The organism is Stutzerimonas kunmingensis (assembly GCF_021432085.1).
In the GTDB taxonomy this organism is placed as follows: Bacteria; Pseudomonadota; Gammaproteobacteria; order Pseudomonadales; family Pseudomonadaceae; genus Stutzerimonas.
In genome coordinates this window covers 4,591,690-4,614,020 of record NZ_CP090366.1, presented here as the reverse complement: position 1 = coordinate 4,614,020, position 22,331 = coordinate 4,591,690, and the positions used below count along the sequence as shown (strand labels likewise).

At 61.9% G+C, this 22,331-nt stretch carries 17 protein-coding genes; all 17 read right to left on the bottom strand.

The genetic code is table 11. From position 1 onward, the window contains the following. Positions 1-20 precede the first annotated feature (20 nt). The gene (rfbD, locus tag LW136_RS22015; RefSeq protein ID WP_230358310.1) at positions 21-935 is read right to left on the bottom strand and encodes a dTDP-4-dehydrorhamnose reductase; all 915 of its coding nucleotides are present in this window, start codon (positions 933-935) and stop codon (positions 21-23) included. Further along, a complete protein-coding gene (gene rfbC, locus LW136_RS22010; RefSeq protein WP_014822146.1) occupies positions 932-1,477 on the bottom strand; it encodes a dTDP-4-dehydrorhamnose 3,5-epimerase in 546 nt (181 codons plus the stop codon). The genes rfbD and rfbC overlap by 4 nt, the downstream gene beginning before the upstream one ends. Further along, on the bottom strand, positions 1,474-2,346 hold the full coding sequence (gene rfbA, locus LW136_RS22005; protein ID WP_014822145.1) for a glucose-1-phosphate thymidylyltransferase RfbA: 873 nt from the start codon (positions 2,344-2,346) through the stop codon (positions 1,474-1,476). The genes rfbC and rfbA overlap by 4 nt, the downstream gene beginning before the upstream one ends. Then, the gene (rfbB, locus tag LW136_RS22000) at positions 2,343-3,413 is read right to left on the bottom strand and encodes a dTDP-glucose 4,6-dehydratase (protein ID WP_090522882.1); all 1,071 of its coding nucleotides are present in this window, start codon (positions 3,411-3,413) and stop codon (positions 2,343-2,345) included. Before rfbB ends, rfbA begins: the two co-directional genes overlap by 4 nt. A gap of 214 nt (positions 3,414-3,627) precedes the next feature. After that, positions 3,628-4,755, bottom strand: coding sequence for an ABC transporter permease (locus LW136_RS21995; RefSeq protein WP_234174212.1), 1,128 nt, complete (start codon positions 4,753-4,755; stop codon positions 3,628-3,630). A 1-nt stretch (position 4,756) separates the two neighbouring features. Then, positions 4,757-7,498 carry a ribosome-associated ATPase/putative transporter RbbA gene (gene rbbA / locus LW136_RS21990; RefSeq protein WP_234174211.1) on the bottom strand — a complete coding sequence of 914 codons (2,742 nt, stop codon included), beginning with the start codon at positions 7,496-7,498 and terminating at the stop codon, positions 4,757-4,759. Next, the gene (locus LW136_RS21985; protein ID WP_044314265.1) at positions 7,495-8,571 is read right to left on the bottom strand and encodes an HlyD family secretion protein; all 1,077 of its coding nucleotides are present in this window, start codon (positions 8,569-8,571) and stop codon (positions 7,495-7,497) included. Before LW136_RS21985 ends, rbbA begins: the two co-directional genes overlap by 4 nt. Before the next feature lie 117 nt (positions 8,572-8,688). Next, positions 8,689-9,315: an ABC-type transport auxiliary lipoprotein family protein gene (locus LW136_RS21980; RefSeq protein ID WP_221104315.1), complete on the bottom strand. Its 627-nt coding sequence runs from the start codon at positions 9,313-9,315 to the stop codon at positions 8,689-8,691. Beyond that, positions 9,312-10,250 (bottom strand): MlaD family protein, encoded by a 939-nt coding sequence (locus LW136_RS21975; protein WP_023445796.1) that lies wholly within the window; start codon positions 10,248-10,250, stop codon positions 9,312-9,314. The genes LW136_RS21980 and LW136_RS21975 overlap by 4 nt, the downstream gene beginning before the upstream one ends. A 1-nt stretch (position 10,251) precedes the next feature. Beyond that, a complete protein-coding gene (locus tag LW136_RS21970) occupies positions 10,252-11,037 on the bottom strand; it encodes an ABC transporter ATP-binding protein (protein ID WP_234174209.1) in 786 nt (261 codons plus the stop codon). Beyond that, on the bottom strand, positions 11,034-12,182 hold the full coding sequence (locus LW136_RS21965) for an MlaE family ABC transporter permease (protein WP_234174208.1): 1,149 nt from the start codon (positions 12,180-12,182) through the stop codon (positions 11,034-11,036). Before LW136_RS21965 ends, LW136_RS21970 begins: the two co-directional genes overlap by 4 nt. 127 nt (positions 12,183-12,309) lie before the next feature. Beyond that, positions 12,310-13,446 (bottom strand): catalase family protein, encoded by a 1,137-nt coding sequence (locus tag LW136_RS21960; protein WP_234174207.1) that lies wholly within the window; start codon positions 13,444-13,446, stop codon positions 12,310-12,312. Between the two features lie 20 nt (positions 13,447-13,466). Further along, positions 13,467-15,338: a di-heme-cytochrome C peroxidase gene (locus LW136_RS21955; RefSeq protein WP_234174206.1), complete on the bottom strand. Its 1,872-nt coding sequence runs from the start codon at positions 15,336-15,338 to the stop codon at positions 13,467-13,469. 584 nt (positions 15,339-15,922) lie between these two features. Beyond that, the gene (locus tag LW136_RS21950; RefSeq protein WP_234174205.1) at positions 15,923-16,588 is read right to left on the bottom strand and encodes a hypothetical protein; all 666 of its coding nucleotides are present in this window, start codon (positions 16,586-16,588) and stop codon (positions 15,923-15,925) included. A gap of 449 nt (positions 16,589-17,037) precedes the next feature. Further along, positions 17,038-17,898 (bottom strand): XAC2610-related protein, encoded by an 861-nt coding sequence (locus LW136_RS21945; RefSeq protein ID WP_234174204.1) that lies wholly within the window; start codon positions 17,896-17,898, stop codon positions 17,038-17,040. Next, positions 17,895-20,213 (bottom strand): hypothetical protein, encoded by a 2,319-nt coding sequence (locus tag LW136_RS21940; RefSeq protein ID WP_234174203.1) that lies wholly within the window; start codon positions 20,211-20,213, stop codon positions 17,895-17,897. Before LW136_RS21940 ends, LW136_RS21945 begins: the two co-directional genes overlap by 4 nt. Positions 20,214-20,266: 53 nt before the next feature. Continuing rightward, entirely contained in the window at positions 20,267-22,315 is a 2,049-nt protein-coding gene (locus tag LW136_RS21935) for a type VI secretion system Vgr family protein (RefSeq protein WP_234174202.1), read from the bottom strand. Positions 22,316-22,331: the final 16 nt, after the last annotated feature.

Here is a 22,331-nt window from a genome sequence, read left to right as displayed (position 1 = left end):
GAGGCCTAGCCGCTGTTGCCTCAGCGACCGGCTGCAGCGGTCTGGGGCGCGTTCGCTGCATCGAAGTGCCGGGATTGGGCAAGGCACTCGTGCAGTGCCGTCTCCCAGTCCGGCAGGCGGATGCCCCAGTCCTGTTGCAGGCGTGCGCAGTTCAGGCGGGAATTGAGCGGACGCTGGGCAGCGGTCGGGTAGTCCTTGGACAGGATCGGCGTGATCTCGGCGCGCAGACGGCCCTGCTGGCGAAGCTGTTCGGCAATGCTGCAGGCGAAGCCGTACCAGGAGGTCTCGCCGCTGGCGGTGAGGTGATACAGACCGCTGGGGCCTGCTTCGCCTGCACTTCGCTTGCGTACCATTTCTGCCGTGGTGCGGGCGATGGTGGCGGCCCAGGTCGGCGCGCCGATCTCGTCGCTGACCACCGACAGGGCATCGCGCTCCTGCAGCAGGCGCTGCATGGTCAGCAGGAAGTTCTTGCCGTGCTGCGAGTAAACCCAGCTGGTACGCAGGATCAGGTATTCGCCGCCGACCGCCTGAATCGCTTGTTCGCCGGCCAGCTTGCTCGCGCCGTAGACGCTAAGCGGTTGCGGTACGTCCGCTTCGCAGTAGGGTTCGGCCTTGCGACCGTCGAACACATAGTCGGTGGAATAGTGGATCAGCGGCACGCCAAGACGTGCAGCCTCTTCGGCGAGCACCTGTGGACCGCGTGCGTTGACCGCGAAGGCCAGTTCACGGTGGCTTTCCGCCGGATCGACGGCGGTGTAGGCCGCCGCATTGATGATCAGATCCGGCCGCAACAGGCGTACCTGTTCGCGAACCTGATCCGAGTCGGACAGGTCCAGTGCGTTGTGCCCAAGCGCCAGCAGCTTGCCGGCGCCCGCCAGCTCCAACTGCAGCTCACGGGCGAGTTGCCCCTTGCTGCCGGTGATCAGGATTTTCATGGAAACAGCTCCGCGTCGCTGAGGCGCTTGCCAGCCTGGTCCTTCGCGGACAGTTGCGGTGCTTCGTCGAACGGCCATTCGATGCCGAGCTCCGGATCGTTCCACAACAGGCTGCGCTCGTGCTCCGGCGCGTAGTAGTCGGTGGTCTTGTAGAGGAATTCGGCGCTTTCGCTGAGCACCACGAAGCCATGCGCGAAACCTTCGGGGATCCACAGCTGGTGCTGGTTCTGCGCACTCAGGTGAGTGCCGAACCAGCGTCCGAAGCTCGGTGAGCTCTTGCGCAGATCGACAGCGACGTCGAACACCTCGCCGGCCACCACGCGCACCAGTTTCCCCTGCGGCTGCTGGATCTGGTAGTGCAGACCGCGCAGCACGCCGCGCTGGGATTTGGAGTGGTTGTCCTGGACGAACTGGCGCTTGAGCCCCGTGGCCGCTTCGAAAGCGGCCGCGTTGAAGCTCTCGTAGAAGAAACCGCGTTCGTCGCCGAAGACCTTGGGCTCGATGATCAGTACGTCGGGAATGCTGGTTTCGACGACCTTCATGCGTCTTCACCCGCCAGCTTGAACAGGTACTGGCCGTAGCCGGTCTTGCCCAGAGCGTCGGCGCGGCGCAGCAGCTGCTCGCGGTCGATCCACTTGTTCTGGTAGGCGATCTCTTCCAGACAGGCGACCTTAAGACCCTGGCGATGCTCGATGGTCTGCACGTACTGCGAGGCTTCCAGCAGGCTGTCGTGGGTACCGGTGTCGAGCCAGGCGAAGCCACGGCCGAAGCGCTCGACGTTGAGGTCGCCGCGTTCGAGGTAGGCCATATTGACGTCGGTGATCTCCAGCTCGCCGCGTGGCGAGGGCTTGATCGACTTGGCGATCTCGATGACGTCGTTGTCGTAGAAGTACAGGCCGGTCACCGCGTAGCTGGACTTCGGCTTCTTCGGCTTCTCTTCGATGGACAGTGCCTTGCCGCTCTCATCGAAGTCGATGACGCCGAAGCGCTCCGGGTCCTTGACCCAGTAGCCGAACACCGTGGCGCCGCTTGGCTGGGCCGCGGCACGCTGCAGCTTCTCGGTGAAGTGCTGGCCGTGGAAGATGTTGTCGCCGAGGATCAGGCACACCGAATCATCGCCGATGAATTCTTCACCGATCAGGAAGGCCTGCGCCAGGCCATCCGGCGAGGGCTGCTCGGCATAGCTGAAGTTGACCCCGAACTGGCTACCGTCGCCCAGCAGGTTCTTGTACTGAGGCAGGTCCTGCGGGGTGGAAATCAGCAGGATGTCGCGGATGCCAGCGAGCATCAGCACCGAAATCGGGTAGTAGGCCATCGGCTTGTCGTAGATCGGCAAGAGCTGCTTGGATACGCCAAGGGTGATGGGGTGCAGACGGGTGCCGGAGCCTCCGGCGAGGATGATTCCTTTCATGCGTTCTCCAGGGCGCCAAGGCGCTCGCGTTGATAGCTGCCGTCCTGAACGCGACGGCACCATTCGAGGTTTTCCAGGTACCACTGCACGGTCTTGCGCAGGCCGGTCTGGAAGGTTTCCTGCGGCACCCAGCCGAGCTCGCGCTCGATCTTGCTGGCGTCGATGGCGTAGCGCAGGTCGTGGCCCGGGCGATCCTTGACGAAGGTGATCAGGTCTTCATAGCGCGCAAGCCCGGCAGGCTTGCTCGGCGCCAGCTCTTCCAGCAGTGCGCAGATACCGCGCACCACCTCGATGTTCTTCTGCTCGTTGTGGCCGCCGATGTTGTAGGTTTCGCCGACCACACCTTCGCTAACCACCTTGAACAGCGCGCGGGCGTGGTCTTCGACGAACAGCCAGTCGCGGATCTGCGAGCCATCGCCATAGACCGGCAGCGGCTTGCCATCGAGGGCATTGAGGATGACCAGTGGGATCAGCTTCTCGGGGAAGTGATACGGGCCATAGTTGTTCGAGCAGTTGGTGATCAGCACCGGCAGCCCGTAGGTACGCTGCCAGGCGCGCACCAGGTGATCCGACGAGGCCTTGCTGGCCGAGTAGGGCGAGCTGGGCGCGTAGGGTGTGGTCTCGGTGAACAGGTCGTCGACGCCATGCAGGTCGCCGTAGACCTCGTCGGTGGAGATGTGGTGGAAGCGGAAGGCCTCGCGACGCTCGACCGGCAGGCTCTGCCAGTAGGCGCGGGTGGCCTCGAGCAGCTGATAGGTGCCGACGATGTTGGTCTGGATGAATTCGGCCGGGCCGTCGATGGAGCGGTCGACGTGGGACTCGGCGGCCAGATGCATGATGGCGTCCGGCTGGAACTCCAGCAGCGCCTCGCTGACCCGCTCACGATCGGCGATGTCGGCCTGGAGGAACTGATAGCGCGGGTTGTCTTCCACGGCTGCCAGCGACTCCAGGTTGCCGGCATAGGTCAGTTTGTCCAGGTTGAGCACGCTGTGCTCGGTATCGAGAATGAGATGGCGGATCAGTGCGGAGCCGATGAATCCGGCTCCGCCAGTAACGAGAATGCGCATAGTGATGGGGCTTCCTTGGCGCGCTGTCGAGCGTCAGGCTCTTAGCATGTCGGCACGATAGACCGGCCACTGATACAAAAATTCCCGAGCGCTTCGGGGCGTTGGGTAACCGTGTGGTTACCAACATAAACACAGGATGCTGGCGTGATGCCATAAAGCTCTGGGCTAGAGCGGTTGGCCTGGCGAGGCGGGCGTATTGAAGGAAGCGTAGCCGCTAGCGCAACGACACCCGTAGTCGCGATAGCGCGCCAAGAAAGAACACCGTGCCGATCACGCCCAGCGCGAGCAGCTGTGGCCAGACGATGGATGGGCCGGCGCTGCGGAACAGGATCGCTTGGGCCAGCTCGACGAAATGCGTGGTGGGTGCCACCAGCATGATGTTCTGCACCAGCTCCGGCATGCTCTCGCGCGGCGTCACCCCGCCGGAGAGGATTTGCAGCGGAATCAGCGTGAGGATCACCAAGAGGCCCAGTTGCGGCATGGAGCGCGCCACCGTGCCGAAGAAGATGCCCATCGAGGTGGCGGCGAACAGGTGCAGCGCCGCGCCGCCGGCGAACAGCCACAGCGAGCCCTGGATCGGGATATCCAGCCAGCCTTCCACCACGAAGCGCAGGGCGAACGCCGCTGCGGCCAGCACCACCAGGCCCATCGCCCAGACCTTGCCGACCATGATTTCGAATGGGGTCACCGGCATCACCAGCAGGTGTTCGATGGTGCCGTGCTCGCGTTCGCGGATCAGCGCCGCGCCGGTAAGGATGATCGCCAGCATGGTGATCTGGTTGATCACCTCGTTCACCGCGCCGAACCAGGCCCGGCTGAGGTTGGGGTTGAACGCCGTGCGCACCACCGCCTCGACGGGCAGCGCGTCACTGCTGCGATAGCGGCGAACGAACTCGGCGGTCTCGCTGGCGATGATCTGCTGAATGTGCCCGGCGCCGGTGAAGGCCTGGCTGACCTGGGTGGCATCGACGTTGAGCTGGATGGTCGGCTGGCGGCCGGCGAGCAGGTCCTGCTGGAAGCGTGGCGGAATGTTCAAGGTGAAGGTGTAGAGGCCATCGTCCATGCCGCTGTCCATCTCCTGCAGGGTGATGGCTTTCGGTTCGATGAAGTAGGGCAGCTGGAAGGCATTGATGATGCGCCGCGAGGCTTGTGAGCGATCCTCGTCGACCACCGCGATGCTAGCCCGATGTGGCGCCTCGGGGATCGCGGTGGCGCCTTCGTAGATGGCCAGGGTGAATGAATAGATGATCAGCACCAGCATCGCCGGGTCACGGTAGAGGCTGCGCAGTTCCTTGAGGCCGAGCTGGAAGATGTTGCCGAGTTTGCGTCGCAGGCCGCCCATGTCATTTCTCCTGCTTGCGCAGGCCGGCGACGCTGAGCAGGGTCAGCAGCGGGATCGCCAGCAGCATGGGAATGAAATAGGGGTACAGCTCCGCCAGCCCCAGCGACTTGGAGAACACCCCGCGGCTGATGATCAGGAAGTGGCTGGTCGGGTAGAGTTTGCCGATGAAGGCACCGGCACCTTCCATCGCAGAAACCGGATGGATCAGTCCGGAGAACTGGATGGCCGGCAGCAGGGTGACGATGGTGGTGCCGAAGATCGCCGCGATCTGGCTGTTCAATATCGACGACATCAGCAGGCCCAGGCCGGTGGCGCAGGTCACGTAGAGCAGCGCGCCAAGGCAGAGGGTGAGGATGCTGCCCTTGATCGGAATACCGAAGACGAACACCGCCAGCAGCGCCAGGGTGGCGAAATTGAACATGCCCAGAGCGATATAGGGCAGTTGCTTGCCGAGCAGGAATTCCAGGCGGGTGGTCGGCGTGACGTAGAAATTGGTGATCGAGCCCAGTTCCTTTTCGCGCACCACGCCCAGGGCAGTGAGCATCGCCGGGATCATCATCAGGAGCAGCGGGATCATCGCCGGTGCCATGGCTGGCAGGCTCTGCACGTCCGGGTTGTAGCGATAACGAATGGCCACGTCAGCCGGTGCCAGTTGCCCGTCGACGCCCGCCTCGCGGGCCAGCTGCTGCAGGTAGTTAAGGTGGATGCCTTGCACATAGCCCTTGATGGTGTCGGCGCGCATCGGCATGGCGCCATCGATCCAGAACGCGACTTGCGGCACAGCGCCGCGCTTGAGGTCGCGGCCGAAATTCGGCGGAATCTCCACCGCCAGGCTGATGTCGTTGCTGCGCATGCGCTGGTCCAGCTCGGCATGGTTGGCCAGCGGCGCCTGTTCGATGAAGTAGCGCGAGCCGGCCATGTTCAGCAGGTAGTGCTGGCTGGTGGTGGTCTGGTCGCGGTCGAGCACGGCGTAGGTCAGGTTCTCCACGTCGAAGCTGACGCCGTAGCCCATGATGAACATCAGCAGCACGCTGCCGAGCATCGCCAGCGTCGCCCGAATCGGGTCGCGGCGCAGCTCCATGGCTTCGCGGCGGGTGTAGCTGAGCAGGCGGCGAATGCTGAAGCGGGCCTGGCGGCCGCTATTGCCTGTCGGCTGGGTGGGATTTCCCGTTGCGGCGGTTGTCGCTGCTGGCTGGTCGGCGGCATGCGCGGCGGCGGCCTCTTCCAGGTAGGCGATAAAGGTCTCTTCCAGCGTCGGCAGGCCGCGCTTGGCCATCAGCGCCTGCGGCGTGTCGCTATCGAGCACCCGTCCGGCATGCATCAGCGAGATGCGGTCGCAGCGCAGTGCCTCGTTCATGAAATGGGTGGAGATGAAGATGGTCACGCCGTCCTCGCGCGACAGCTGCACCAGCAACTCCCAGAAGCCATCGCGCGCCACCGGATCGACCCCGGAGGTGGGCTCGTCGAGGATGAGGATTTCCGGGTTGTGGATCACCGCCACGGCCAGCGACAGGCGCTGGCGCACGCCCAGCGGCAGGCTGCTGGGCAGGCTTTCGGCATCGCCGGTGAGATCGAAGCGGGTGAGCATCTCCTGAATGCGCGTGGCGCGCCGCTCCGCCGGCAGGTGGAACAGTCGCGCATGCAGCTCGAGGTTCTGCCGCACGGTCAGCTCGCTGTACAGCGAGAAGGCCTGGGACATGTAGCCGACGCGTTGGCGGGTCTGCATGTCGTGCGGGTCCACCGGTTTGCCGAACAGCAGGGCGTCGCCCTCGCTGGCCGGCTGCAGGCCGGTGAGCATCTTCATGGTGGTGGTCTTGCCGCAGCCATTGGAGCCGAGGAAGCCGAAGATTTCGCCGCGGGAGATGCGGAAATTGACCTGGTCCACCGCGACGAAATCGCCGAAACGCATGGTCAGGCCGTGAGCCTCGATGGCGATGCTGTCACTGTGCGGCTGTGGTGGAATGACCAGTTCACGATGCTGGCTGCGCTTGGCTTCCGGCAGGAGGCGGATAAAGGCCTGCTCCAGCGAGTCGCTGCCGGTGCGCGCCAGCAGCTCGGCCGGTGTGCCGGTGGCCAGCACCTTGCCGGCGTCCATCGCCACCAGATGGTCGAAGCGCTGCGCCTCGTCCATGTAGGCGGTAGCGACCAATACGCTCATCTGCGGGCGCTCGTGGCGGATGCGTTCGATCAGTTCCCAGAACTGCGCGCGCGACAGTGGATCGACGCCGGTGGTGGGCTCATCGAGAATCAGCAGGTCGGGATCGTGGATCAGTGCGCAGCAGAGGCCGAGCTTCTGCTTCATGCCTCCGGAGAGCTTGCCCGCCGGGCGTTCGACGAAGGGCGCGAGGCCCGTGCTGCGGGTCAGTTCGGCGATGCGCCAGTGCCGTTCCTCGGCGTCCTGGCCGAACAGGCGGCCGAAGAACTCGAGGTTCTCGAACACCGTCAGCGTGGGGTAGAGGTTCTTGCCCAGCCCCTGAGGCATGTAGGCGATACGCGGGCAGACCGCACGGCGGTGGCCGGCATCGCCCATGTCGCCGTCGAGCACCTGCACTTGGCCCTGCTGCAACTTGCGCGCACCGGCGATCAGCGCCAGCAGGCTCGACTTGCCGACCCCGTCCGGACCGATCAGGCCGACCATGCAGCGCGCCGGCAGGCTCAGGCTGAGGTCATCCAGCGCGCGGGTCTTGCCGTACTGCAGGCTGACTCCGCTGATCACGGCGACCGGGTCAGGAGACTGGTTCATTTGCCGACATTGATCTGCAGGTGCGCCGGCCATTCGGTGTCAGCGTCTAGCTTCAGATAAGCCATGCCGGGCAGCCCGGTCTTGACCTGCTCCATGTGTTTTCTCAGGAGTTCCGGATCGATCCGCGCCTTGACCCGGAACATCAGCTTCTCGCGCTCGCTCTCGGTTTCCACCGTCTTCGGCGTGAACTGCGCGACGCTGGCGACATAAGTGACCTTGGCGGGAATCACGTACTGTGGCGCCGCATCGATCACCAGGCGCACCTCGCTGCCCATCGCCACCCGGCCGGCCTGGCGCTCGGGGAGGAAGAAGGTCATGTAGACGTCGGCCAGGTCGACCAGATTGAGCAGCTTGCCGCCGGCGCCGAGTACCTCGCCCGGTTGCGCCACGCGGTACTGCACGCGCGCCACGCGATCGGTCTTCAGTTCGCTATCCGTGATGTCCGCTTGCAGCCGAACCACGCTGGCCTGTGCTGCCTCCAGTGCAGATTGCGCTTCGATGACCTGGGACCTGGCGGCGGCGATACCGGCGTCGGCGGACAGCACCTGTGCGCGGGAGGCGGCCAGCGCGGCCTGGGCGCTCTGCATGGCGGCAAGGTCGTCGTCCAACTGCTGGCGCGGCATGGCGTTGCGGTCGACCAGCGTCTTGGTACGTTGGTGGCGTTTCTGCGCGGCGGTCAGCTCGGCGCGCCGTTGCAGCACCACCGCTTCGGCCGTGGCCTTCTCGCTCTCGCGCTGGGTAACCAGCGCCTGGGCGGTGAGTATGGCGTTTTCCGCCTGGCGCACCTGGGCGCGGGCCTGGTTGAGCTGGGCGTCGAGCACTTCGGTATCCATGCGCGCGATGATCTGGCCCGGCTGGACGAAGTCGCCCTCGTCGACGGTGATCTCGCGGATGCGCCCACCGAGCTTGGTCGCCACATCGATCTCGGTGGCCTCGATCCGGCCGTTGCCGCTGGCAAAGCCCTCGCCCAAGCCATCCGTGCGCAACTCCGACCATGCCAGCAGGCCGATTACCACGAGCGCGACGAGCGCGAACAGCACCCGTCGAAGATTTTTCTGGGCTGGCGCTTTCATGGGCGTTCCTTACTTGAAGCGATAGTTCGCATGCTAAGCGATTGCCCTGAAGGTTACGCTTAGCCTGAGTCAATAAAACTGCGGTTCAGCGTCTTTAATCGACTTTTTCGCCGGTTTTCACTGCGCGGGATGGCTTTTTGCTACCGCCACGACCCAGCCTTGCAACTGCTGACTCAGCTCGTCGCTGGCCTGGGCGAAGGCATCTACGACGCTTTCCAGTTGTGGGCTGTGGGCGGGCTGGAGAATGTCGAAGCGGCGACTGGCGAGAATCCGCTGGTCAGCGGTCGAGGCGAGCTGCGCGTCGAGACGGATCCGCACATGAGGGCGGCCGTCGATGTATTCGCTTTGAAACGCCCTCAGATCGCTGAACAGCTCCAGCTCGGCGAACAGGTTGCTTTCCTCATTGCTCACTGCCGCTGCCTGCCCGCCTTGCCTGAACTGCTCGACCAAGCGGTCGCGCAGTAGCGTCGGTGCCGCATCGCCCCAGCGCGCGCCCTGATAGCTGCTGATCTGGTTGCCGTTCGGCACCACGGCGATGCGTGGCCCGGCAAGGATGCGGCTTGCATGGGGGGTATGAATACGCAGTGCCTGGCGCAAGGTGCCAGTGGACTGATTTGCCGGCACGTCGCCGGTCGGCAGCAGAAACACCCGGATTGGTTCGGCGTCGGGCAGCAAGGTGCAGGCCGAAAGCGTGCCGAGCAGCGTCGCGAGGGCGAGAGGGCGGAACAGCGCTAGGCGGCTCATGGGGTGAACTCCTGAATCTTCTCGCGGCCGAGGAGGAAACCGCTTGGATTGTCTTCGAGGCGCTGGGTGACGCGACGCAGCGCGCCGAGGGTGCCGCGCAGTTCGTTGATCGCCGGGCCCAGATCGCTGAAGCCTTGCAGGCCGTTGTTCAGCGCGCCCTGGTTGTCTGCCAGCAGGGCGTCCAGCCGCGAGGTGGCGCGTTCCAGTGCCGCCATCGACTCGCCGGCAGTGCTCAGCAGCTGGCGACCTTCATCGTCGATGAGGCCGTTGGCGTTCTGGGTCAGGCGGGTGATTTCCTCCAGCGCAGTGTTGGTCCGCTGGCCCAGTTGGGCGAGCTGGGTCAGCGCTTCGCTCAGATCGCCACGCTGTTCGGCCAGCACGCTGGTCGCCTGCTCCAGATTGGCCAGGGTACGGCCGATGCGCCCGGCGTTGTCCTCGGAGAGCATCAGGTTGGCGCTGCGCAGCAGGTTGTTGATGTTGGTCATCAGGTCTTCGCCGTTCTCCAGCAACGCGCTCAGCGGCGACGGGTCGGCGATGATCAGCGGCGGCTCGCCGCGCTTGCCCTCCAGCGGCGGGCTCTGCGGCGTGCCGCTGTGCAGCTGGATGATCATGCTGCCGGTGATGTTGGCCAGCGCCAGACGGGCGCGGGTGTCCTGCTTGATCGGCGTGCCGGAATAGACGCGGATGCGCGCCCGCACCTTGCGCGGGTCGTCCGGCTCGAGCCACAGCGCTTCGACGTCGCCGACCTTGATGCCGCTGTACTCCACAGAGCTGCCGTTGGACAGCCCGCTGACCGCGCGATTGAAGCTGATCTCGTAATAGTTGTATTCGCGATCCATGCTCGACTTACCCAGCCAGAGGGCGAACAGCAGGGCGCCGCCGACTGCCAGGACGGTGAACAGGCCGATCAGCACGTGATGGGCACGGGTTTCCATGTCAGGTCTCCTGCAAGTCGGCAGCCTGTTGCGCCGCCCGGCCACGTGGGCCGTGGAAGTAGTCGCGAATCCAGGCGTCGTCGGTGGCTTCCACCACCTCCAGGCGATCGGCCACCAGCACGCGCTTGCGCGACAGCACGGCGACCCGGTCGCAGATGGTATAGAGCGTATCCAGATCGTGGGTCACCAGAAACACGCTGAGGCCCAGCGCGTCTCGCAGGGTCAGGATCAGCTGGTCGAAGGCTGCCGCGCCGATGGGGTCGAGGCCGGCGGTGGGCTCGTCGAGAAACAGTACTTCCGGGTCCAGCGCCAGCGCCCGGGCCAGGGCGGCGCGCTTGATCATGCCGCCGGACAGCTCGTCGGGGTACTTGCAGGCGGCGTCCGCTGGCAGGCCGGCCAGCGCCAGCTTCAGTCGCGCCAGATGCTCGGCATCCTTGCGTTCGAGGCCGGCGTGCTCGATCAGCGGCAGGGCGACGTTCTCCTGCAGATTCAGCGAGGTGAACAGTGCGCCACGCTGGAACAGCACGCCGAAGCGTCGTTCCAGCTGTGAGCGGCGCGCGGCCGACAGTTCCAGCAGGTTCTCGCCAAATACCGTTACGCTGCCGGCGTTGGGCCGGCGCAGGCCGACGATGCTGCGCAGCAGCACCGACTTGCCGGTGCCAGAACCGCCGACCACGCCGAGAATCTCGCCACGGCGGATGTCCAGGTCGAGATTCTCGTGCACGGTCTGGCTGCCAAAGCGATTGACCAGTCCGCGTACCTGAATCAGCGAGTCGTTGCTCGTCACCAACCCATCTCCATGAAGAACAGCGCGGCGATGGCGTCCAGCAGGATCACCATGAAGATTGCCTGGACCACGCTGGAGGTGGTGTGCTCGCCCACCGACTGCGCGCTGCCGCTGACCTTGAAGCCTTCCAGACAGCCGATCACCGCGATGATGAAGGCGAATATCGGGGCCTTGCTCAGCCCGACCAGGAAATGGCTGACGGCGATATCGCGCGCCATGATGTTGAAGAACATCGTCGGCGAGATGTCCAGCGCCAGCACGCACACCACCAGCCCGCCGGCGATGCCGCTGAGCATGCCGACGAAGGTCAGGATCGGCAGCGTGATCAGCATCGCCAGCACCCGCGGCAGCACCAGCAGCTCGAACGGGCTCAGGCCGAGGGTGCGGATGGCGTCGATCTCTTCATTGGACTTCATCGAGCCGATCTGCGCGGCGAAGGCGCTGGCGCTGCGCCCGGCGAGCAGGATCGCCGCCAGCAGCACGCCGAATTCGCGCAGGAAGGAAAAGCCCACCAGGTTGACGGTGTAGATGGTCGCGCCGAAGTCGGCGAGCACCGTCGCGCCAAGAAAGGCCACCACCGCGCCGACCAGAAAAGTCAGCAGCGCGACGATCGGCACCGCGTCCAGCCCGGTCTGCTCGATATGTACGGCCAGTGAGGTCAGCCGCCAGCGCCGCGGTCTTGGCAGGGTGAGCAGCAGCGTCTGCAGGGTCAGGCCGATAAAGCCGAGCAGCATGCGCTGCTGCTTCCATACCGCAGCGACGGTGCGACCGACGTGGGCCAGTATGTCGCCGAAGGCATAGCCACGCGGCGGCTCGGCGGCATCCGGTTGATCCAGGGCGCTGGCGACGGTGCGCAGCAGCGCCAGGCGTTCGACCGGCAATTGCGGCGCCCAGGCGGCGATGGCGGCGATCCGCTCGGGCCCCAGCAATTCCACCAGCAGGCCGGCGCCTGCCGTATCCAGTGCACCCAGCCCGCTCAGCTCGATCTGGCTGCGCTCGTCGATCCGCGCCCTGAGCCGCTGCACCTCACGACGCAGCGCTGCGTAATGGGCGAGGGTCCAGTCACCGACGATGTGCGCCCGCAATGGTGAAGCCCCTGGATCGAGGGTCACCGAACCGGGAGACGAGGACAGGGTGGCGCTCATCTGCTGCAAACGGGTGCCTATGTCGGGCGATGGAGTCCCGATTGATGCTAGCAGGGCTCTGCCCGGCAAGACAGGACCGGATGGCCCGTGGTCGGCAACGGCCGGCGGATGGACCACGACGGTCGCGTCAAAGTGCGCCGTTACGCTCGAGCCGATAGCTGCTGATCGCCTCGTACACCGCCTTGCGCAGCCGATTGATGCCGCCGATGGGGCGATGCTCCGGCAGTGCGTGCCAGGGGTTGAAGCTGAGGTTATCGCAGGCGAGATTCTGCTCGGGGCTGTCGAAGTCCTGCGGCGGGAGGCGGATGTCGGCGACCGTCTCGAATGGCGCGATGGCTTCGTCCCACTCGATGCTGGTGTCCTCAATGGGCATGTAGTGCTCGGCGTTCTGCCGCTGCACCTGCAGGGCGAAGCAGGCGGGCGCGCGGTCGAGGGACAGCTGCTGGTAGAGCGCACTGCGCAGGAAATTCGGCAGGTCGCGGTTCTGCTCGGGCAGCTGGTAGGTCGGGCAGTTCTCCGGCGTCGGGATGACCCGGTACTTGATGTTATGCGGACCGAACTTGTAGGGCGCCACCGAGCTGTAGGTGGTGGCAACCGGGCTTTGCGGTGCAGGCGCCAGGGTCTGCAACGCGATAAACAGATGGCGCAGCTCCCAGCTGCGCGGATCAACGCTCGGGAAGAACGCCAGCGCCTTCTTGCCCTGCGCCTGGGCGGCGAAGTTGCTGCGGTACTCGGCGACGTCGCGCACGAAGAACACCGGATGGTTGAACATTACGAAGTCCTGCTCGCCGGCATGGCGCGGGTCGCGCGAGAGCTTTTCCCCCGGCACGTCGAGCAGCTTGATCGCCATACCACGCGCGTCCCGGATGCGGTCGAACTGCGGATAGGCGTTGCCGTTGGACAGTCGCACCCAGGCCTGCCAGGTCTTGCCCGGTTCGCTGAAAACGCCCTGGCGCAGCATGGGCTGCAGGTCGGCGCGCACGCTGACCTCGGCGCGCACGCAGCCGTGGGCCTTGGCATGGGCGTCGCGCAGCACACGGGTGTTCTCGCTGTGCTGTTCCACCACGGCGATGGCGTCGGCGATGATCGCCTGGGTGTCGGCCGCTTCAGTCGGCGCGATGACCTCTTCGCTGGAGACGGGGCCACGATGGGTGAGGTGAAAGTGCACGGCGGCGATCGCCCAGCCGGCCAGGCCGATAGCAGTGACGGCAAGCAGCAGCCGGCCCAGCAGGCGGCCGATCCAGAGCCAGAGTCTTGTCAGCATGAGGCAGATCCTTGTACGGGTCAGGGGCAGCGTGGGCCGGGGTTGTGGGCGCGCGCCGGCAGTTCCTCGAGGCGCGGCTCGAAGCGGGGGTCGCCGAGCACCTTGAGGTACTCGACCAGCGCCCAGCGCTCGTGCGGTGCCAGTGCCCGGCCGATCACGCCGTTGCCACGGCAGCCGGCGCGGAATTCATGGCCGCGGTTGCCGTTGCCGGTGATCGCGGTATCCAGCAGAAAGCCGCCGTCGAAGCGCTCGGTGCGGATACCTACGTGCTGCGGATCGTATTCGCGACTACCCACCCAGAACTGCTTCTGCCGTTCGGCGACCGGCGACAGCAGCTGGAACAGAGTGGGGACCGAGCCGTTATGCAGGAACGGCGGCGTCGCCCAGATGCCGTCCAGCGGACGTGTCTTGTAGCCGCGCAGTTCCTGCACGCCGATCGGCAGGCCGAAGCCGTCGAATTCCGCGCGCTCGACCTCGTCGATGCCGGCGTCACGGTAGGCGCGCTCTTCGACATAGGCCGTGATATAGGCCAGCCCCTTGGCGCTGGACAGGCTGGCGAGATCGAGCGGGCCGGCTGGCGCGCCATACAGCTGCACATCCAGACGATCCAGCTCGTCCTGAGTCCAGCCCAGACGGGTCAGGTCGAAGCGGTGGTCGGCGATATTGTCGGCCGTGGTCGGATCGGTACCGACGAAGGAGGTGGGGATCACCTTCATGCGCCACTCGGGGTCGCGCTCGGCAGCGAAACGCTTGTCGACCGGCTTGGGCCTGGCGTCGTGGCAATGCGCGCAGTTTTCCTTGTACAGCGCGCGACCGAGGCTGGCCTGCGTGAGATCGATCGCGCCCAGCACGTCTTCGGGCCAGCGGGGCGGGGCCAGCTGCATGAGCGTGGTTTCCAGCCTGTGCAGGTCTCGTACGCGAACGCCCGATGCGTAGCGCTCGGCTTCGGAGACGGGCTGGCCGTTCTCATGCAGCAGCCGCAGCGTGGCGCCAACACCCAGCGCCTCGCCGATATTGCGCGCCATCGGCTGCATGGCCGAGCCGTTCCACTGCACCCAGTCGAACTTCCAGATATCCCACAGATGCGGGTAGCTCACCGGCGCGTTGGCCACGCGGTAATTCGCCGGATCGATGGTGTCGCCGAACACGCTGTTGGCGATGCGACCGAACGCATCGGTACGGCCGAAGCCTTCTTCGGTGGGGTAGAGCCCGCGGTGCCAGTCGTTGTAGGCCGTACCGAGCAGACGGTCGAGCACCTGCTTGAAGTCGTGGCGCAACTGCGCGCGGTCCCGCTCGTAACGCTCGCCCAGCACCTGCACGGCGAAGCGACGGAACTTGAGCGGGTTGTAGTAGGTGAAGGCCATGCTCATGCCCAGCGCCTGGCCAAAGGCTCCACCGCGCAAGGTCGGCACGGTGGAGGCCAGCGAATGCATCGCCGCGCCGCCGTCGATACGAATGGCCTGACCCCCGTAGCGCAGCTCGCCGGTGTGGCAGGCAGCGCAGGTCACATCCAGATAGGCGCGACCGGTCTCATCATCCTCGTGGCGGGCAAAGCCGACCGGCAGGTTGCCGGGGTTCAGCGCGGTGGCTTGCTGTGCGGGATCGACCAGAAAGCCGAAGCGCGCGAGGTAGTCGGGCGTGGCGAACCTGTCCCGGCTGAAGGGCCGCTCCAGCGCACGGAACCAGTCGTACTCCAGTCCCTTAACCTGGGTGCCTTGCGGCGTGTAGTAATAGGTCTGCCGCTGCGTGGTGTCCCACTGCTCCAGATAATGCAGCGCTTCGGGCGCTTCGTACTCTGGAAGGTTCGGGTAGGCCACGAAATACAGCCCGACCCCCACGACCAGCACGGCCAACAACAAGACAGCCCCCAGGGCTCGGCGCAGCAATCGCATCGGTACATCCTTGTAGCGTCATGGCGAGTGCGCGTTTATGGCAGGGTTGTGGGGTGATGGCAATAAGAAGTCGTATGTTTTGCACCGCAGGCAACAAGTAGTCGCCGCTTTAGGCAATTATTCAACGTCCAGCAGGTTTCCGCGCACGGAGGCTGGAATGCATGAGATATAACTTAGGTATTTTGAGTTTTTCTTCACTAGGATGCCGTGCTCGGGTATTTGGACGTCAGTCACTCTGTTAATTGTGGATATAACCGTATACGAGTAGGAGCTATTGGTGAACGTGACAGAGTTACTCAGTTCGCTGCCGGTCGCGTTACCTATTGATATGTAAACCTCATCCACCAATCTATTTAATTCAAGGTCGGGTGTGCGGCCCGGATGCCCAAATTTATAGCTGATCGTATTGTTCTGTTTATATAACTCTAGGGTTTTGTCGGATTTCGATTTGCAGTAAAAAAATGGTGGTAGACGTTCCGTTGCTGCGGTAAGTGGGACAGTCAGCACCGCTATAATAGTATAGGTTATGGCGTGTATGAATCTAAGCATGAATAATGGGTGGGTGCATCAGGCGGTGAGAAAATTTAGTTTTTCTTAATAGCTTGCAATAGCTCTGTAGCTGTCAGGCGCTTCAATGAATGTGCTACAGGGTCCGTTTCCACATCCAGCGCTGATGCTGTAACACCATCGACGTCATACACCAAATAAGCGTTACCGATGGTCACTACATAAGTTTTCCCGGCTACTGAAGCTATGGTTTTCGGAGTAGCAGACATTAGATCTTCAATCGAGTCGTAGCGCAGCCCAACAAGCACATCGCCTAGCTTGCCGAGGGGTGTTACAGCGGCTTCAGCAGGCTCGGCCATAACAGATTGTAGGGACACTCTATTAGATTCCTCAATCCAGGCGTCTGTGTAACGGAAAGCTGTATCCTGGTAATCGCTCGATAATATTTTTTTAAGGTTGCAAACAGCTTTTCGAATGGAGGCACCATTCTGCCCGTTGCGAATATTGCTGTATATGCAGTCGATAAGAGGGATATTATCTTTGACTTTTAGGGTATAAAAGACTTCGAAATGTGTATTCGATCCAGAGTTTTCATAGCTCAGTGCGGGCCCGCCATTGAACCGTACCAACGTTCTGGCTGTCTGCCCTGCGTAGCCAACTATATCGGTGATAATTGTCGTTTCCGTTCCCTGCTTGATCGTCAGAGTGCCCGCTTCCATGTCTGCTGTATAGATGTCCGGCACCCCGTCGTCGTTGGATGAAATGGTGTAAGTGCTTGCGTGTGCGCTGGTAGTCATCGTTAGTGAGATAAGCAGAGCTAAAAACCGTACGTGTCTCATGGAGCGAAGCTTTTCTTTGCCGAGGACGTTTTTCTTAGGATGGATTCAAGCTTTCTTGCATAGCCGGCTATAAGTTAATGCTGATCAGAGCCGTTGATTATTCTGCGAGCCTCTACATAATCTACCTCAACAGAATTAATATAGTCGCTTAGTTTTTTTCCGGTAAAAATTACCTTCTTTCATATCTTAGATCATAATCGGACAGAATGTTCGGGCTCGGCTGCTTTATCCGGTTGGCTTACGAAATTGGCATCGGCTTGTAGAGTGCGGGCGGATCGTAAGGAGAACTAGAAGATTGATCGTTATGTTCTCCGTCCACCAATCCTTGTTCTGCTTTTTTGAAGATGGAGTACCTATAAGCCATCAGCTCCCATGGGAGTAAGATATTTTCGCTCGAAGTATTTCTGGCTTATTAATCTAGTTGTGGTTGTATTTGTTTTTAAATCAGTTACGCGTTCAACCCCTGTAAGCTTCTCATACTCGAATTCGACAGAGTGCTTTTCGTGGCCCGCTGATTTGGAGGCGATGTAACGACAACAGCCATCTCGAGATAAGGATAGTATTGCCCTTTCGCTATGCAGGACCTTAGGGCTCGACAGCATTGACATTTCCTCAGAGTATTCAAATGCTTTTTTGCTTGGCTCGTAAGTCCATGCAATGTAAGTTGTATTGGAACCAGTGCTGCTCTCGAGTACTCTCAAATCAGGGAAGCCGTCGAAGTTGTAGTCCTCGAACACGATCGATGTGGTATCCGTTAGGGTCTCTATTTCAAGATTTTGGGTTCTGCCGTCTATAAATTTAATTGCTATATTAGTACTTGGGTGATTTTTTGAAATGTCTATTCCGTTAATGAGATTTTTGTAGCTTTTGCTGAGGGCGCTGGCATGAATACTGTGGCTAATCCTGTCACCTTTCCAGGTGCCCTTCATCAATTGATTGTCAAGCTCGGCACTTATCTTTGCCTTGCCTAAGGTGGACTTTTCTATCAATATTATATGGTTGTTTTCAATTGAGCCTCGCAGCGGTATGGCTGTGCCATATTTTTTATAATGGTAGCCTCCTACAATATCGCCGTCAGTTTCCGATAGCGTCATAAAAATTTCGCTTCCAGCGACCTTGCCTTCATAGGCTATTATCTCTGTCACAGATGCAGTTTCCGCATGGCATACGTGCAGATAAGCTAATGAAAGAACTGCAGTGATAACTCTCTTCATAAAATTCCCAAAGCTCGCTTTGCTCGTTCCAGCATTTGCGCGCGGTGATGCATGTTGTTAGGTTCTTTGCTTCTGTTTGGGTAGAATGGTCTGTCCTGCCTTGCCCATCCATTCACGTAGACTGATACCCAGAATAAGTCATCGCTATCAGCGGCTGCATTTAAGTTAGGTTTCAGCTTAGCCCAGTAGTAGCCGGATGCGAGTGCTGCTAGCTTTGGATTGCACGCCAGCTGCTCTGCGCGCTCAGTGGAACTTGTAATATCGAGGTTTTCGAACTCTTTTATGTTTTTTAGAAAGGCTTCGCAGGCTTCGTAATTGCTTCGCCCAGTTATTTGCAAGAGTCCGCGCCCCTTAAATTTTTGCCCGTCGCCTGCTTGGGTGTTGCCTAGGTCTGAACGACCTTCGTATTGTTTGCCAGAGCTGAGTTCCGCAGAGTACCGCAGCTCTCCGGTTTCATGCCCTATTTGAGACAAAAAATGTGCTATACGAAGAGGTGTATTTATTTCAAATGCTTCAAGCGTATTGTTGATCGGAAGAAGGTACTTATCGAGTATCTCGTCGGAAGCTGAGTTCATGATATACGCAAGCGCTGCTCTAGAAACCAGAAGAGCCCTGTTGGCGAAGCTTGATAAGAAACCGTTTGGTGAAATATTCCACATTATTCCGCTCGTAGGAATCCCATGTCTCCCAGCCAGATCGTTCCACCAACTCAACGTCTTGATTCGCTGCTTTTCCACCTCCCAAACAAGGTTCGGTTTTCCGGGCTCCTCCGCTAACAAGGGATCAAGCTCATCCCACTTGCCCTTGTTCCAGAACCACTCGCTTTCATATTTGGCGACCAATTGGCCAAGCACTTGGGCGTGCCAAGGCCTGGTCAGCGCGGCTTGGATTTCAGCGCTGGTCAATACGCCATCCTTGTTGGTATCGGCGATATCGTAGAGTCGAGCGAGCGTTACGATTGGACCGCCATCGGCTTTGCTGATCTGCGCCCGGTAGTTGTGCTGTTCGTCTGCGCTTAGCAGGCCTCTGGCATTGAAGGCGTAGGCGAGCTTTTCGATGGGCGTTCCGGTTTCCTCGAAGCACTGGAAGCCTTCCCATTCCCAAGGGCTGTGACGAGTAGTGATCAGCTCCTGTTCGGCGAGCCAGCCGTCGATGGGATTGCCGTTGGCGTCGGCGAACAGGCCGTCCAGCTGCCACCAGCGCATAATGTTGTCAGCACCATCCTTGACCTGGATTTTTCTCGAAGCGGAGAGTCCATCCAGCAAGGACTGCGGAATGATCAGGTCGACGCCGATCTGCGTGCCATCGTCGTCCAACTTGGGCGGGTTCTCGGCATTGATATCGTCCCGATGGGTGATCAGTTTGCTCGCACCTTTGTAGACCTTGAGCAGGGTTTTCTTGTCGTCCGGCAAGCGGCTGGCCCAGGCGCGGCTCCGGGCGATAAAGGCGGGCACATCGTCGCAGCTGAACAGTTCGACATGGACCATGCGCTGAGCGGCGCTGTCGTGGTTCTGGTACAGGCCGGGATGGCCAATAAGGTCACCCGCCTTGATCGGTAACCCGCTGTCGAGAACGATGACCTTGCCGTATTCCGCTGGCTCGCTGTGCGGTTTGAGCAAGCTGGTGGATACATAGCCGGGCAGTTGCCCCTCGTCGTCGGCTGATAGGGCGGGTTGTGCCGTCCCGCTGATCAGGCTGACCAGCTTGCTGAACTCGCCTTCCGTCTCGCCGATGGTGATCTCGGCACCCTTGGACAGCTCCGACAGCTTGGTGGTGTGCTTGCTCGGGCCTGCGCGAACGCTCAGGCCATCGTGCTGCGTATTCACGGTATAGCGTTTGGTTTCCCAGAAGGCGGGGCGCGGAAGGTCCGCTTGTGCCTGGTAGCTCACCCAATCCAGCAGGTGCATGTACAGGCTGTAGAGAGTGAGGCTTGGAGGGGTTTGCCCTTCGACGATGCTGCCGTCAGCGTTCGTCAGCGGCGGCGGCTGCAGGCTGTGCTTGACCAGAACGAACCCCGTGGAAAAGGGCGCTCGTTTGACCAACGGAATGTCGTCGGTGAATTCGCTGACCAGGTAGCGCTCATCGATGCGGTAGGCAATTACTTCTCCGTCGGCGATACAGCGCACACTCGACTGGTCGAATGCAGCACTCGTGCCTTCGTCGAAGTGCACGCCGCCATGCCATAAGCCGTTCTCGCCGGTGGGGTAGAACCCGCCCTTGGCCTGGGCCATATGCGTAAGCAGCTGCAGCGCATTGTTGCTGCTGTCCTTGCCAGGAAACGGGTATGCCCAGCTGATCGGGTTGGATTGGTTCATGTTCGATGCATCCTTGCGTTCGAGCCGGCGGGGCAGCCGGCTCTGTCCTTTTCTTAGCCTGAAAAATTGAGCGAGCGCTTGCGTTTGCTGAGCAGGCTGTCCGCCTCACTTGGCATTGCCTGCTCCAGTAGGCTTCCGGCCTTGTCGCTATCGGCCATTCCCGGCAGCACCGGTGATTTGATCTTGATCCCCGAGCCCTTGCCCGGCGAGCCGCCGGCGTTTATTCGTGCCAGCGGGCCGGAGACGGTGATGCCGACCGGGTCGAGCTTGATGAAGCTGCCGCCGGCCTTGAGGGTCAGCTCGATGCCGGCTTCGATGACCATTTTCTGCCCGGCCTTGAGGTGGATCTCGCGGCCGGCCTTGGTCAGATGGGCAGTGCCGAGCTTGATGTGCTGGGTCTGGCCGACGGTGAGGTGGTCGTGGGGTTTGACTTCGACCTTGCGGTCGCCGGCAACGGCCAGGTGCTCCTCGGCGCGGAATTCGCTGTAGCTGTTGGCCTCCACCGTGTCGTGACGCTCGTGGCCGACGCGGATCTTCTGGTCGTGCTCGATGTTCTCGTCCCAGTCGCGCTGGGCGTGAATGTAGATCTGCTCGGCGCCCTTGCGGTCTTCGACGCGCAGTTCGTTGTAGCCGCCACCGCCTGGTGAGCTGAGGGTCTTGAACACCGTGCGGGTCTTGTTCGCCGGCAGGTCGTAGGGAACCTGGTGTTCCTTGTGGTAGAGGCAACCGGTCACCAGCGGCTGATCGGGGTCGCCTTCGAGGAAGGTCACCAGCACTTCCATGCCGACCCGCGGGATGGCGATGCCGCCGTAGCGGTCGCCGGCCCAGCTGGACGACACGCGCAGCCAGCAGCTGGTCTTGTCGTCGGCCTGGCCTTCGCGGTCCCAGTGGAACTGGACGCGCACGCGGCCGTATTCATCGCAGTGGATTTCTTCGCCCGCCGGCCCGGTAACTACGGCGGTCTGGCTGCCGAGAACCTTCGGCTTCTGATGGTTCAGCGGCGGACGGAAAGGAATGTCCCAGGGCGTGGCGCTGAAACGGTTGCGGTAGCCCTGGGCAAAGCCGTCACCGGTATCGACGTTATTGGTGATCGACTCTTCCAACACCTGCGGCTGCTTGCCTTCATGCAGCACTTCGGTGAGCAGCCAGAGGTCGTTCCATTCGCGGCGCGGGTGGTCGGAGATTTCCAGTAGATGACCGCTGACCAGCTGCGGCTGGTCGCTGCCGCCCTCGGCGAGGCGGTAATCGCTGCGATGGCGCTCCAGAGCGCGTTGCGACATCTGCTTGCCACGGGCGCGCTCGGTGAAGCGACCCGGATAGTCGTAGTCTTCGAGGTCTGGTTGCGAGTTGGAGGCCTGTGCTGGCTCGGCGCGATAGGCCGCTTCCATCAGTAATCTGGGCTGCTCGAAATCATAGTCACGACGGCTGACGCGGCTGGTGCGTGTCGCGACACGCACGGCGAAGCGCTTGATCACCGGCTCGTCGGCCGTCATGCCGTTGTCCTGCAGATAGGCGGTCGGCTGGCCGAGTCTGGCGAAGCTGGTCTGGTCATCGCCGAAAACCAGCACATGACCTCTGGTGCTGTGCTCGAAGTGGTAATGGATACCTTCTTCCTCACACAGGCGCTGGATGAAGTGCAGGTCGGTTTCGTCGTACTGCACGCAATATTCGCGCGGCGGGTAGATCACTGGGCCGAGTTGGAAGCGGTAGACATCGGCCTGGATGCCGTGCTCCTCGAGCACCTGGGCGATGATCTGCGGCACGCTGAGGTGCTGGAAGATGCGCTGGTTGGTGCGATGCGCGAGATAGGCCAGTTGCGGAACGAGCGTAAGGCGATAGCGGGTCAAGCGTTTGCCCGATTCACCCTGGGCGATGCGGTGGACCAGGCCGTGGATGCCCATGCCGGCGGGGTCGAAAGCGAGAAAGGCGGGTTTATGCAGCAGCGCCTGCAGATCCAGATCAGGCAGCTCGCTGATCAGCTCGAGGTCGAAGCGGTACGGTTGGCTGATGGCTTCCCGACCACTGAAGGCGAGGACCTGCAGATCGTGCTCCACGCCTTCGAGCGTCAGGCTGAAGTGGGTTTCATTGGCCGCGTTGAACATGGGGCTTTCCTTGTCC